Source organism: Pseudomonas sp. IT-P74 (genome assembly GCF_949768175.1).
GTDB lineage: Bacteria > Pseudomonadota > Gammaproteobacteria > Pseudomonadales > Pseudomonadaceae > Aquipseudomonas.
Window position 1 is genome coordinate 160,101 of record NZ_CATKQD010000033.1, and the last position, 13,900, is coordinate 174,000.

General features: G+C 58.2%; 11 protein-coding genes and 1 pseudogene. All 12 read right to left on the minus strand.

The window, feature by feature from the left end:
* Positions 1-275: 275 nt before the first annotated feature.
* Positions 276-407: pseudogene (locus ACM6J5_RS17090) on the minus strand (dTDP-4-dehydrorhamnose reductase); the annotation flags it as partial.
* Complete coding sequence (rfbB, locus tag ACM6J5_RS17095; protein WP_414929019.1) at positions 404-1,480, minus strand: dTDP-glucose 4,6-dehydratase; 1,077 nt, start codon at positions 1,478-1,480, stop codon at positions 404-406. The pseudogene ACM6J5_RS17090 and the gene rfbB, both read right to left, overlap by 4 nt.
* A gap of 222 nt (positions 1,481-1,702) precedes the next feature.
* Positions 1,703-1,942, minus strand: a complete 240-nt coding sequence (locus ACM6J5_RS17100; protein WP_414929020.1) for a LapA family protein — start codon at positions 1,940-1,942, stop codon at positions 1,703-1,705.
* Positions 1,943-1,969: 27 nt separating this feature from the next.
* Entirely contained in the window at positions 1,970-2,266 is a 297-nt protein-coding gene (ihfB, locus tag ACM6J5_RS17105) for an integration host factor subunit beta (RefSeq protein ID WP_150673561.1), read from the minus strand.
* Between the two features lie 149 nt (positions 2,267-2,415).
* Entirely contained in the window at positions 2,416-2,700 is a 285-nt protein-coding gene (locus ACM6J5_RS17110) for a hypothetical protein (RefSeq protein ID WP_150673560.1), read from the minus strand.
* A gap of 214 nt (positions 2,701-2,914) precedes the next feature.
* Positions 2,915-4,606 carry a 30S ribosomal protein S1 gene (rpsA, locus tag ACM6J5_RS17115; protein WP_007973639.1) on the minus strand — a complete coding sequence of 564 codons (1,692 nt, stop codon included), beginning with the start codon at positions 4,604-4,606 and terminating at the stop codon, positions 2,915-2,917.
* 120 nt (positions 4,607-4,726) lie between these two features.
* Positions 4,727-5,416, minus strand: a complete 690-nt coding sequence (cmk, locus tag ACM6J5_RS17120) for a (d)CMP kinase (protein WP_095943965.1) — start codon at positions 5,414-5,416, stop codon at positions 4,727-4,729.
* The gene (locus ACM6J5_RS17125; protein WP_414929097.1) at positions 5,413-7,620 is read right to left on the minus strand and encodes a bifunctional prephenate dehydrogenase/3-phosphoshikimate 1-carboxyvinyltransferase; all 2,208 of its coding nucleotides are present in this window, start codon (positions 7,618-7,620) and stop codon (positions 5,413-5,415) included. The genes cmk and ACM6J5_RS17125 overlap by 4 nt, the downstream gene beginning before the upstream one ends.
* A gap of 28 nt (positions 7,621-7,648) precedes the next feature.
* On the minus strand, positions 7,649-8,761 hold the full coding sequence (gene hisC, locus ACM6J5_RS17130; protein ID WP_150672657.1) for a histidinol-phosphate transaminase: 1,113 nt from the start codon (positions 8,759-8,761) through the stop codon (positions 7,649-7,651).
* Positions 8,762-8,774: 13 nt separating this feature from the next.
* On the minus strand, positions 8,775-9,869 hold the full coding sequence (pheA, locus tag ACM6J5_RS17135; RefSeq protein ID WP_007939916.1) for a prephenate dehydratase: 1,095 nt from the start codon (positions 9,867-9,869) through the stop codon (positions 8,775-8,777).
* Positions 9,869-10,954, minus strand: a complete 1,086-nt coding sequence (gene serC, locus ACM6J5_RS17140; RefSeq protein ID WP_095944015.1) for a 3-phosphoserine/phosphohydroxythreonine transaminase — start codon at positions 10,952-10,954, stop codon at positions 9,869-9,871. Before serC ends, pheA begins: the two co-directional genes overlap by 1 nt.
* A 247-nt stretch (positions 10,955-11,201) precedes the next feature.
* Positions 11,202-13,856, minus strand: a complete 2,655-nt coding sequence (gene gyrA / locus ACM6J5_RS17145) for a DNA gyrase subunit A (protein WP_095943968.1) — start codon at positions 13,854-13,856, stop codon at positions 11,202-11,204.
* Between the last annotated feature and the right edge of the window lie 44 nt (positions 13,857-13,900).

The following is a 13,900-nucleotide window of genomic DNA, read 5'->3' on the forward strand; positions in this document are numbered from 1 at the left end:
CTTTAAAAATCATGATAGCCAGAGTAAAAAATACTACCCATTGAAACTACAGTCCTGTTTTTGTATTTATCAGCCGCTTATAAGCTCCCCAAGCTTTCCGGCCTATGCCCGATTGCCAGTTTAGCAAGTACATAGCGGATACCCGGCAATTCTTTCCGAGTCTGAATTTTGCTGAATAGCCAATGCGGTGACATCGGCGATCGGATCCGTACCTGTCGCAACCCTGTCTGATCAGCAATGACGCTTAAAGTTTCAAGCTCTTTGGAAGGACGTAGCAGATCAGACAAGTCTCCGAAGAGAGGATCAACCTTCTGACGATCCAGCGCGACCAGCTCGCCCAATGGCGCGAGTGATCGCTGTAGCTCCCGGCCGACCTGACCGTGTTTCCCGAGCGGGAGGATTTTCATACCGTACTCGAACGACCCGCGTAATTCTGGTCGATCCACTGCTGGTAGCTACCGCTCTTCACATGCTCCACCCAATCAGTGTTGTTCAGATACCACTCAACCGTCTTGCGGATGCCCGTTTCGAATGTTTCTTCCGGCACCCACCCAAGCTCACGCTGAATTTTGCTGGCATCAATTGCATAACGCTGGTCGTGACCAGGACGATCCTGAACATAAGTGATCAGGCTCGCGTGGGGACGGTGAGCAGAGTTTGGACGCAGTTCATCGAGCAACGCGCACAGCGTATGGACGACCTCGATATTCTGCTTTTCGTTATGACCACCAATGTTGTAAGTCTCACCGATGACGCCTTCGGTTACAACTTTGTAGAGTGCACGGGCGTGGTCTTCGACATAGAGCCAGTCACGAACCTGATTGCCTTTGCCATAGACAGGCAGGGGCTTGCCTTCCAGAGCATTGAGAATGATCAGCGGGATCAATTTTTCAGGAAAATGGCAAGGGCCGTAATTGTTCGAGCAGTTGCTGATCAGGGTTGGCAGACCGTAAGTACGACTCCAGGCGCTGACCAAGTGATCGGAACTGGCCTTGCTGGCCGAGTAAGGCGAGCTTGGCTGATAGGCTGTAGTTTCAGTGAATAAGTCTTCCGGACCTTCCAGGTCTCCGTAAACTTCATCAGTCGAAATGTGGTGAAACCGAAAACTGGCTTTGCGTGTATCGTCCAGCGCCATCCAATATTGACGCGTGGCTTCCAGCAAGGTGTAGGTGCCGATGATATTGGTCTGGATAAAATCGGAGGGCGCCGAGATCGAGCGGTCAACGTGCGACTCTGCAGCCAAATGCATGATAGCGTCGGGTTGAGACTCAAGCAGTACACGATCGATCTGGTCACGGTCGCAGATATCAACGCGCTCGAATACGTAGCGCGAGCTCTGACTGGCTTCCGCTAAAGACTCGAGATTACCGGCATAGGTAAGTTTATCGACGTTAACAACAGAATCGGCGGTATTCGAAATGATATGACGAATGACTGCCGAGCCAATAAATCCGGCTCCGCCGGTTACGAGAATTTTCACGCGAAACCATACCTTGAGTTGCTGAAGGGGCTGCACATCAGCGCTGCCAAATCCATGTATAAAAAGCCATCAAACATGCGGCTTCTGTCAGAGCTAGTCTAAATCGGTGTGGAGATAGACCACTCTCGAACAGCGCTACATTTTACAGCTTAATGACCGATTTACTAACGGATGTAGAGAAGCGATGGCGCGAGCTCTCTGAGCACTTCTTACTTGATGTTACTAGACAAGCCGTTTGCGTAAAATCCTGGACGATCGTCCTAGAATCCAGCCAAGCAGCGGTCCGACGACCATCCCTGCCAGCAACGCCAGAACTATTACCAAAGATACTGGCAGTTGCGGGCCAGCCCATCCGAGAAAAAACAAGGTGACCGATTGCTGATTCTCCAGCACGAACGCCAGGATCATCAGCACCAGAAAAAGGACTAACACACCAAGCAGCACTCGCATGAGATTACGCATGAAGGGCTCCTTGATCGGCAGTGACTGTCAAAGCACATCCTCCTCTTCTTCATTCACCCGGTCACGCAGCTCTTTACCTGGCTTGAAGTGAGGAACGAATTTGCCGTCGAGACTGACAGACTGGCCGGTTTTCGGATTGCGCCCTACCCGTGGTGCGCGATAGTGCAGAGAGAAGCTGCCAAACCCCCGGATCTCAATGCGATCCCCGGTAGCCAGACATTGGGACATTTGCTCAAGCATGGTCTTGATGGCCAACTCCACATCCTTGGATGAGAGCAGCCCTTGATGGGTGACAATTCGTTCGATCAACTCCGACTTCGTCATATTTTTCCCTTCTTTTTCAAGCAGCTAGATCAGCGCTCCAAAGGTTTTAGCATGCCTGCACGATTTTGAACAGCCTGAGTTTCGCCATCCATCCCAGCCCACCAAAATGCTGGATTCCTCGAACGGGAAGACTATGGGCGATCACCCTGTCATCGGCAAATCACCAGCATAGTGCGCGTCAGGAAACCCGCCGGGTTGAACCCCAAAAGCCCCCCTTCCTCCTCCTCTTCCTTGAGATCATCAGACCTTGTCACAACCTGGTAGCCCGCCCCTTTGCATTCCCTGGCCGCACGCTTGTAACACTTCTCCCATTTCGAACCGAGCCCCGAGCAATCGACCTCAACACCGCTAACCCCACGCACTGCGTGAGTTTTGGCATTAGTGGTACAACCTGCTAATGCCAGCACCGCTACTGCGACAATGAGCTTGTTCATTCACGTCCTTTTGCCAGAAAGCCTATCGGGCGATCATTAGCCTCAGGCTAAAGACTAGCTGCAAATAAGCGATTGATCCGACTAAACATTCAGACCCTCTTTCGGCGTTTTTGGTTCACGACCCAAGCAACCGCATGCATCCGCACCCGATTCACCAAACGCCGGACACAAAAAAGGGCGACCGAAGTCGCCCTTTTTTACAGAAAATCAGAACTTAGTTCTGTTTTTCCATTTGTGCACGCAGCAGGTCACCCAGAGTGGTGGCCACAGGAGCATCAGTAGCTACTGGCTTGTCGCGCAGGCTCTGGATTGCTTCTTTCTCGTCTTCAACGTCTTTCGACTTGATCGAGAGCTGAATTACACGGCTCTTGCGGTCAACGCTGATGATCTTGGCTTCTACTTCTTCGCCTTCTTTCAGAACGTTGCGCGCGTCTTCAACGCGGTCACGGCTGATTTCGGAGGCTTTCAGAGTCGCTTCGATATCGTCGGCCAGAGTGATGATGGCGCCTTTAGCGTCAACTTCCTTCACGATGCCTTTAACGATGGCGCCTTTGTCGTTCTCTTGAACGTACTCGGAGAACGGATCGCTTTCCAGTTGCTTGATACCCAGGGAGATGCGCTCGCGCTCTGGGTCAACCGACAGGATAACGGTGTCCAGCTCGTCGCCCTTCTTGAAGCGGCGAACGGCTTCTTCGCCCACTTCGTTCCAGGAGATGTCGGACAGGTGAACCAGACCGTCGATGCCGCCGTCCAGACCAATGAAGATACCGAAATCGGTGATCGACTTGATGGTGCCGGAGATTTTATCGCCCTTGTTGAACTGGCCAGAGAAATCTTCCCATGGGTTGGATTTGCACTGCTTGATGCCCAGGGAGATACGACGACGCTCTTCGTCGATGTCCAGAACCATAACTTCCACTTCGTCGCCGACTTGTACGACTTTCGAAGGGTGGATGTTCTTGTTGGTCCAGTCCATTTCGGAAACGTGTACCAGACCTTCAACGCCTTCTTCCAGCTCAGCGAAGCAGCCGTAGTCGGTCAGGTTGGTTACACGCGCGGTAACGCGAGTGCTTTCCGGGTAACGGGCTTTGATAGCAACCCATGGATCTTCGCCCAGTTGCTTCAGGCCCAGGGAAACACGATTGCGCTCGCGATCGTACTTCAGAACCTTGACATCGATCTCGTCGCCAACGTTGACGATTTCGGAAGGATGCTTGATACGCTTCCAAGCCATGTCGGTAATGTGCAGCAGGCCATCGACGCCACCCAGATCGACGAATGCGCCGTAATCGGTGAGGTTCTTGACGATACCTTTGACTTGTTGGCCTTCCTGCAGGGATTCCAGCAGAGCTTCGCGCTCGGCGGAGTTCTCGGCTTCCAGGACGCTGCGACGGGAAACGACAACGTTGTTGCGCTTCTGGTCCAGCTTGATGACCTTGAATTCCAGCTCTTTGCCTTCCAGGTGCGTGGTGTCGCGCACTGGACGGACGTCAACCAGAGAACCTGGCAGGAACGCACGGATGCCGTTAACGTCGACAGTGAAGCCGCCTTTAACCTTACCGTTGATAACGCCCTTGACCACTTCTTCGGCTGCGAAGGCTGCTTCCAGAACAATCCAGCATTCAGCGCGCTTGGCTTTTTCACGGGACAGCTTGGTTTCACCAAAGCCGTCTTCAACCGAGTCCAGAGCAACGTGAACTTCGTCACCGACGTTGATGTTCAGTTCGCCAGCGTCGTTGTAGAACTGCTCAAGCGGGATGAGTGCTTCAGACTTCAGGCCAGCGTGAACGGTTACCCAGCGAGCCTGGTAATCGATATCAACGATAACACCGGTGATGATGGAGCCTGCCTGAAGGTTCAGGGTTTTTAGGCTTTCTTCAAAGAGTTCCGCAAAGCTTTCGCTCATTTTAATTCCTGTTGATGAGGGCGAAGAATACGCCCATCTCCACACCCCAGACGGTGTGGGTTAGTTTCATTTAAAAGAAGCCACCGCAGGACTATGACTGGTCCCCTGCGGCCTTCTTGGTCACCCGGCGATATCGCGAATGGCGATCTCGCTCATGATGCGTTCCAGCACCTGATCGATGGATAATTCCGTGGAATCCAGCTGTATGGCGTCAGCCGCCGGTTTGAGCGGGGCTACCGCTCGCTGGGTGTCACGCTCATCGCGCGCACGTATCTCATCTAGCAGACTCGACAGACTAACACCCTCGACTTTGCCCTTCAACTGCAAATATCGACGGCGTGCCCGTTCCTCGGCGCTGGCGGTCAGAAAAATCTTCAGCGGCGCGTCAGGAAAAACCACCGTGCCCATGTCGCGACCATCCGCCACAAGACCCGGCGCTTCCTGAAAAGCCCGCTGGCGCTGCAGCAGCGCCTCGCGTACAGCGGGCAGCGCAGCCACCTGGGAAGCGCCGGAACCGACGCTTTCGGTGCGAATGACATCGCTGACTTCATCACCTTCCAGAATGATGCGTTGCAATTGCCCCTCCGTCGCCGCGATGAACTGCACATCCAGATGAGCGGCGAGTTTCTTCAGTAGCTCCTCATTGGTCAGGTCGACACCGTGGTTATGCGCAGCGAAGGCCAGCAATCGGTACAACGCACCGGAGTCCAGCAGGTTCCAGCCCAGGCGTTTGGCCAGGATCCCGGCTACCGTGCCCTTGCCCGAACCGCTTGGTCCATCGATGGTGATGACCGGTGCAATGTTGATCACGACTGCGCCTCTTGTGCCACGCGAATACCGACCTGTGCGCACAGCGCCAGGAAATTCGGGAACGACGTCGCGACGTTGGCGCAATCATGAATGCGAATCGGTGCACTGGCGCGCAGCGAAGCAACGCTGAACGCCATGGCGATACGGTGATCACCATGACCGTGCACTTCACCGCCGCCGATCTGGCCACCATCGATGATGATGCCATCCGGGGTCGGCTCGCACTTGACGCCCAGCGCCAGCAAACCATCCGCCATGACCTGGATGCGATCCGACTCCTTGACCCGCAGCTCTTCAGCGCCACGCAACACGGTGCGCCCTTCGGCACAGGCGGCGGCGACGAACAGCACCGGGAACTCGTCGATCGCCAGCGGAACCAGCGTCTCGGGAATCTCGATACCCTTGAGTTTAGCTGCACGTACGCGCAAGTCAGCTACCGGTTCGCCACCCACTTCACGCTGGTTTTCCAGGGTAATGTCGGCGCCCATCAGGCGCAGGATGTCGATCACACCGGTACGGGTCGGGTTGATGCCCACGTGCTCCAGCACCAGCTCCGAACCTTCGGCGATCGATGCCGCCACCAGGAAGAACGCCGAGGACGAAATATCACCCGGGACCTCAATGTGGGTCGCGGTCAGCTTGTTGCCGGACTCGACCGATGCGGTCGCACCGTTGACCGTCACCGGGTAGCCGAAGCCACGCAGCATGCGCTCGGTATGGTCGCGGGTCGGAGCAGGCTCGGTAACCGTGGTCTTGCCTTCGGCATACAGACCGGCCAACAGCAGGCAGGACTTAACCTGGGCACTGGCCATCGGCATGGTGTAAGTCAGGCCCTTGAGCTTGTGGCCACCACGAATGGTCATCGGCGGGCGACCTTCAGCGGCGGTTTCGATCACCGCGCCCATTTCACGCAGCGGATTGGCCACGCGATTCATCGGGCGCTTGGACAGCGAAGCGTCGCCGGTCAGGGTGCTGTCGAAGCTCTGCGCAGCCAGCAGGCCGGACAGCAGACGCATCGAAGTACCGGAGTTGCCCAGGTAGATCGGGCCCGGTGCAGGCTTCAGGCCATGCAGGCCAACGCCGTGAATGGTCACACGACCGTGGTGCGGTCCTTCTATGACCACGCCCATGTCACGGAACGCCTGCAAGGTCGCCAGGGCATCTTCGCCCTCCAGGAAACCTTCGACTTCGGTGACACCTTCAGCCAGGGAGCCAAGCATGATCGAACGGTGGGAAATCGATTTGTCACCCGGTACGCGAATCCGACCGGACAGGCGGCCACCAGGTTGAGCCAGGAAAATCAGATCGTTGGAATTCATAGCGTCCACATAGGCCCTGCGGGCCAGGATTTTACTGAAATGCTCGCGGGCAACCCGGGCGCGAGTGAAAACGCCCAACAATTGGTGCCCATCCCCTGCATCGACCGCGTCGCGCAAGGCGTCGAGGTCGCTGCGAAATGTATCGAGTGTGCGCAGGACAGCTTCGCGGTTGGCGAGGAAGATGTCGTGCCACATCACCGGGTCGCTTCCGGCGATTCTTGTGAAATCGCGGAAACCGCCCGCAGCGTAACGGAAGATCTCAAGATTTTCATTGCGCTTGGCCAACGAATCGACCAAGCCGAACGCCAGCAAGTGCGGCAGATGGCTGGTCGCGGCCAGTACTTCGTCGTGACGCTCGACCTGCATGTGCTCGACATCGGCACCCAGCTCGCGCCACAAACGGTCAACGACCGCCAGGGCTGCCGGATCGGTCTGATCCAGCGGCGTCAGGATCACTTTGTGGCGACGGAACAACCCGGCGTTGGAGGCTTCCACCCCGCTTTGCTCGGAACCGGCAATCGGGTGCCCCGGCACAAAGCACGACGGCATACTGCCGAATGCTTCGGTGGCCGCACGCACCACATTGCCCTTGGCGCTGCCGACATCGGTCAGGATCGCTTGCCCCAGATCCATGCCCGCCAGACGCGCGAGCACTTTCTCCATGGCCAGGATCGGCACCGCCAACTGAATGACGTCGGCGCCCTGACAGGCAACACCCAGGTCTTCTTCGCAGCGATCCACCACACCCAACTCGACCGCGAGTTTGCGCGATTGTGGATCGAGATCCACCCCGACCACCTCGCGGCACAGACCGCTTTCACGCAAACCCTTGGCAAACGAACCGCCGATCAACCCGAGACCGACCACCACCAGGCGACCGATCATAGGCTCAGCAGATTGCAACGCAGTGACATCAACCACGAGCCAGAACCTTGGTCAGCGCCTCAAGGAAGCGACTGTTCTCTGCCGGCAGGCCAATGGTGATGCGCAAGTGGTTCGGCATGCCGTAATTGGCCACCGGACGCACGATCACGCCTTCACGCAGCAAGCCCTGGAACACCGGGGCCGCGACTTGACCGAGATCGACGCAAATGAAATTGCCCTTGGATGGAATCCAGCTCAGCCCCAGCTCACGGAAACCGGCTTCCAGTTGCCGCATGCCGGACTCGTTCAACTGACGGCTTTGCGCCAGATACTCTTCATCCTTCAACGCTGCACAGGCCGCGGCCAGGGCCAGGCTGTTGACATTGAACGGCTGGCGCACACGGTTCAGCACGTCTGCGACTACCGTCGTGGACAAGCCATAACCCACTCGCAGCGCCGCCAAACCATAGGCCTTGGAGAAAGTGCGGGAAACCAGCAGGTTTGGATAAGCCGCGAGGAAGTCCAGACCATCCGGCAGATCGCTGCCTTCGGCGTACTCGATGTAAGCCTCGTCCAGCACCACCAGTACATGCTCCGGAACATCCTGCAGGAATTCGTCCAGCGCCTCGGCGTCGAACCAGGTCCCGGTCGGGTTGTTCGGGTTGGCGATGAACACCACACGGGTGTTGGCATCGATCGCCGCCAGCATGGCAGGCAGGTCATGCCCCCAATCCTTGGCTGGAACCACCTTGGCCTGTGCGCCGACCGCCTGGGTGGCAATCGGGTAGACAGCGAACGCATGCTCGCTGAACACGGCATTCAGCCCCGGCGCCAGGTAGGCGCGCGCCACCAGCTCAAGAATGTCATTGGAGCCGTTACCCAACGTCACCTGATTCAGCTCGACGCGGCACTGCTCGGCCAACAGACTCTTGAGCGCAAAACCATTGCCGTCCGGATAACGGGTCAGCTCGACCAGCGCATCGCGGATCGCCGCCAGTGCCTTGGGGCCAGCACCCAGCGGGTTTTCGTTGCTCGCCAGTTTGACGATGCTGGCTGGATCGAGATCCAGCTCACGCGCCAGTTCGTCCACGGGTTTACCCGGAACGTAAGGCGAAAGTTGTTGCACGCCCGGCTGTGCCAGAGCGAGGAAATTGCCACTCATTTGCTACCGCCCCTTAGAGAACTGCTTTCGGGTAGGAACCCAGCACCTTGAGTGCCACTGCTTCCTGACTGATCTTTTCCAGCACACCTTTGACCAGCGGGTCGCGGTGGTGGCCGACGAAGTCGATGAAGAACACGTAGGTCCACTTACCACTGCGCGACGGACGAGTCTCGATTCGAGTCAGGTCGATGCCATTGTCGTGGAATGGCACCAGCAACTCATGAAGCGCACCCGGCTTGTTGCTCATCGAAACGATGATCGAGGTCTTGTCGTCGCCGGTCGGCGGCACTTCCTGATTGCCAATCATGAGGAAGCGCGTGGAGTTATCCGGACGGTCCTCGATCTTCTCGGCCAGACGGGTCAAGCCGTACAGGCCGGCCGCCATATCGCCGGCAATCGCCGCCGAGTTCCACTCTCCCTTGACCCGCTTGGCCGCTTCGGCGTTGCTGGACACCGCCACGCGCTCGACATTCGGGTAATGGGCGTCCAGCCACTTGCGGCACTGGGCCAGGGACTGGGCGTGGGAGTAGATGCGGCTGATGCTGTCGGTCTTGGTGTTTTCACCAACCAACAGGTGATGGTGGATACGCAGCTCGACCTCGCCGCAGATCACCATGTCATGTTCCAGGAAGCTGTCGAGGGTGTGGTTGACCGCGCCTTCGGTGGAGTTCTCCACCGGCACCACGCCAAAATTCACCGCCCCCGCCGCCACTTCACGGAACACTTCGTCGATCGCCGCCATCGGCTTGCTGATCACGGCGTGGCCGAAGTGCTTCATGGCCGCCGCCTGGGTGAACGTACCTTCAGGGCCCAGGTAAGCCACTTTCAGCGGCTGCTCGAGCGCCAGGCACGAAGACATGATTTCACGGAACAACCGCGCCATCTCTTCGTTGCCCAGCGGCCCCTGGTTACGCTCCATGACACGCTTGAGCACCTGAGCTTCGCGCTCAGGACGATAGAACACCGGCACTTCGCCTTCGGCCAGCGAGGCCATCTTTACCCGCGCGACTTCCTGGGCGCAGCGCGCGCGCTCACTGATCAACTCCAGGACCTTTTCGTCCAGGGCATCAATGCGCAGGCGCAGTGCCTTGAGTTCTTGCTCAGACATTAGCCGTGTTCCTTCTCGAACTCTGCCATGTACGAAACCAGCGCGTTGACGGCGTTGATGTCGACGGCGTTATAGATGGAGGCGCGCATGCCGCCCACGGAACGGTGCCCCTTGAGGTTCAACAGGCCACGCTCGTCGGCACCGGCCAGGAACGGCTTGTCCAGACGATCATCGGCCAGGCGGAACGGCACGTTCATCCACGAGCGGTCCGACTTGTTGATCGGGTTGCTGTACAGGCCGCTGGCATCGATGAAGCCGTACAGCGTGCGCTGCTTGACTTCGTTGAGCTTGCCGATGGCCTCTACGCCGCCTTGCTCCTTGAGCCACTCGAACACCAGGCCGGACAGGTACCAGGCCAGAGTCGGAGGGGTGTTGTACATCGAACCGTTATCGGCCGCGACCTTGTAGTTGAGCATAGTCGGGCACAGGGAACGGGCCTTGCCCAGCAGGTCTTCGCGAACGATGTTGACGACGATACCGCTCGGGCCGATGTTTTTCTGGGCGCCGGCGTAGATCATGCCGAAGCGCGAAACATCCACCGGGCGCGACAGGATGTCCGAAGACATGTCGGCGACCAGCGGAACATCACCGGTCTCCGGGATCCATTGGAATTCCAGGCCGCCGATGGTTTCGTTCGGCGCGTAGTGAACGTAGGCCGCGTCTTTCGACAGCTTCCACTCGTTCTGGCCTGGAATGGCGAAATAGTCGTAAGGCTTGGCGGTGCCGGCAACGTTGACGTGGCCGTAGCGCGAAGCTTCTTCGATGGCCTTCTGCGACCAGATACCGGTGTCGATATAGTCGGCAGAGCCGTTTTCCGGCAACAGGTTCAGAGGAATCTGAGCAAATTGCTGGCTGGCGCCACCTTGCAGAAACAGCACTTTATAGTTCGAGGGGATATTCAGCAGATCACGCAGATCCTGCTCGGCCTTGGTGGCGATGGATACGAACTCATCACTGCGATGGCTCATTTCCATGACCGACAAACCCTTGCCGTGCCAGTCGAGGAGTTCACCCTGGGCGCGCTGCAGGACAGCTTCGGGAAGCGCCGCGGGACCGGCACAGAAGTTATAGGCTCTCTTGCTCACATCCAATCTCGCTCTGATTTGGTGGTATCACGCAATAAATCACATTATCAGCCGACACCGGGTCCCTGTTGAAACAGGTCTGTGGGAGCGAGCCTGCTCGCGATTGCATCACCGCGATACTTCAGACGTACCGCGGCGCCTGCATCGCCAGCAGGCTGGCTCCCACAAGGGATCTCCGGAGGTGTCGATATTTCATTACGGACAAACAACAAGGGGGCGAATTTTCATCCGCCCCCTGCTTACCCGCTTATTCCTGTGGCTCTTCGTCAGCGGCGGCGTCGAGTTGCTGGTCTTCGGCAACGTCGTCGATCACGACTTCACCGACAAACCCTTCACCCTCTACACCTTCCAGCTCTTCACCTTCGACTTCCGACGGCTCCTGAACCCGCTCCAGCCCGACCAGTGTTTCGTCGTTGGCCAGTTTGATCAGGGTCACGCCCTGGGTGTTACGACCCAGGCTGGACACTTCGTCGACACGGGTACGCACCAGGGTGCCCTGGTCGGAAATCAGCATGATTTCCTCGCCGTCGAGCACCTGGACCGCACCGACCAGACGGCCGTTACGTTCGTTGCTGACCATGGCGATAACGCCCTGACCGCCACGCTTGTACTCAGGGAACTCGGTGATCGCCGTGCGCTTGCCGTAGCCACGCGCCGAAGCGGTGAGGATCTGGCTGCCTTCTTCCGGGATCAGCATGGAAATCAGCTTCTGGCCTTCCGGCAGACGCATGCCGCGTACACCGCGGGCGGTACGGCCCATGGCGCGAACGTCGGATTCCTTGAAGCGGGTAACCTTGCCGCCGTCGGAGAACAGCATCACTTCGCGCTCGCCATCGGTGATGGCCGCGCTGATCAATACGTCGCCTTCATCCAGCTCCAGCGCGATCAGGCCGACGCTGCGTTGACGGCTGAAGGATTCCAGCGGGGTCTTCTTCACGGTGCCGTTGGCGGTGGCCATGAAGATGTAGTGACCTTCGGTGTATTCCTCGACCGGCAGCATGGTGGTGATGTACTCACCATCATCCAGCGGCAACAGGTTGACCAGCGGACGACCACGGGCAGCGCGGGACGCTTCAGGGATTTCGTAGGTTTTCAGCCAGTACACCTTGCCCTTGCTGGAGAACAGCAGCAGCGTGGTGTGGCTGTTGGCAACCAGCAGGTGAGCGATGTAGTCCTCATCCTTGACGCCGGTCGCCGACTTGCCTTTACCGCCACGACGCTGGGCCTGGTACGCAGCCAGCGGCTGGGTCTTGGCGTAGCCACCGTGGGAAATGGTCACGACGCGCTCTTCTTCCGGGATCATGTCACCCAGGGTCAGGTCGAGACGGGCATCGAGGATTTCGGTACGACGCACGTCGCCGTATTCGGCGCGAATCACTTCCAGCTCTTCGCGGATCACTTCCATCAGGCGCGTGGCGCTGCTGAGGATGCGGATCAGCTCGCCGATCTGGTTAAGGATCTCTTGATACTCGGCCAGCAGCTTTTCGTGTTCCAGACCGGTCAGACGGTGCAGACGCAGTTCCAGAATGGCCTGCGCCTGTTCCGGCGACAGGAAGTACTTGCCATCGCGCAGACCGTATTGCGGATCGAGGTTTTCCGGACGGCACGAATCGGCGCCGGCACGCTCGACCATCGCCACCACGGCCGAGGATTCCCAAGGGGTGCTGACCAGCGCTTCCTTGGCTTCCGACGGGGTTGGCGACGCCTTGATCAGGGCGATGACCGGGTCGATGTTCGACAGGGCAACCGCTTGACCTTCAAGGATGTGACCACGCTCGCGCGCCTTGCGCAGTTCGAACACGGTACGACGGGTCACCACTTCGCGACGGTGACGGACGAAGGCTTCCAGCAGATCCTTGAGGTTCAGGATCCGCGGACGGCCGTCGATCAGCGCGACGATGTTGATACCGAACACCGCTTGCAGCTGGGTCTGGGCGTAGAGGTTGTTGAGGATGACCTCAGGCACTTCGCCGCGACGCAGTTCGATCACGACGCGCATACCGTCCTTGTCGGACTCGTCGCGCAGCTCGGTGATGCCTTCAAGCTTCTTCTCTTTGACCAGCTCGGCGATCTTCTCGATCAGACGCGCCTTGTTCAGCTGGTATGGGAGTTCGGTGATGACGATCTGCTGGCGGCCACCGACCTTGTCGATGTCTTCGATCATCGAGCGGGCGCGCATGTAAATGCGCCCGCGACCGGTGCGGTAGGCTTCGATGATGCCGGCGCGACCGTTGATGATCGCGGCGGTCGGGAAGTCCGGACCGGGGATGTATTGCATCAGTTCATCGACGGTCAGCTCTGGGTTGTCGATGAGCGCCAGGCAACCGTCGATGACTTCACCGAGGTTGTGCGGCGGAATGTTGGTCGCCATGCCCACGGCGATGCCGCTGGAGCCGTTGACCAGCAGGTTGGGAATACGGGTCGGCATGACCGCCGGGATCATTTCGGTGCCGTCGTAGTTCGGCACCCAGTCCACGGTTTCTTTATGCAGGTCAGCCAGCAGCTCGTGCGCCAGCTTGGTCATGCGCACTTCGGTGTATCGCATGGCCGCGGCGTTGTCGCCGTCCACCGAACCGAAGTTGCCCTGGCCGTCTACCAGCAGGTAGCGCAGGGAGAATGGCTGTGCCATCCGAACGATGGTGTCGTACACCGCGGTATCACCGTGCGGGTGATACTTACCGATCACGTCACCGACAACACGGGCAGATTTCTTGTACGGCTTGTTGAAGTCGTTGCCCAGCTCGCTCATCGCGAACAGCACGCGCCGGTGCACGGGCTTCAAGCCATCGCGCGCATCCGGCAGTGCCCGCCCGACAATTACGCTCATCGCGTAGTCGAGGTAGGACTGCTTCAGCTCGTCTTCGATATTGACCGGGAGGATTTCTTTGGCCAGTTCGCCCATGAGAAGCCTGATTCCTTTTTCTGGTGAAACTTCGTCAGGACCAA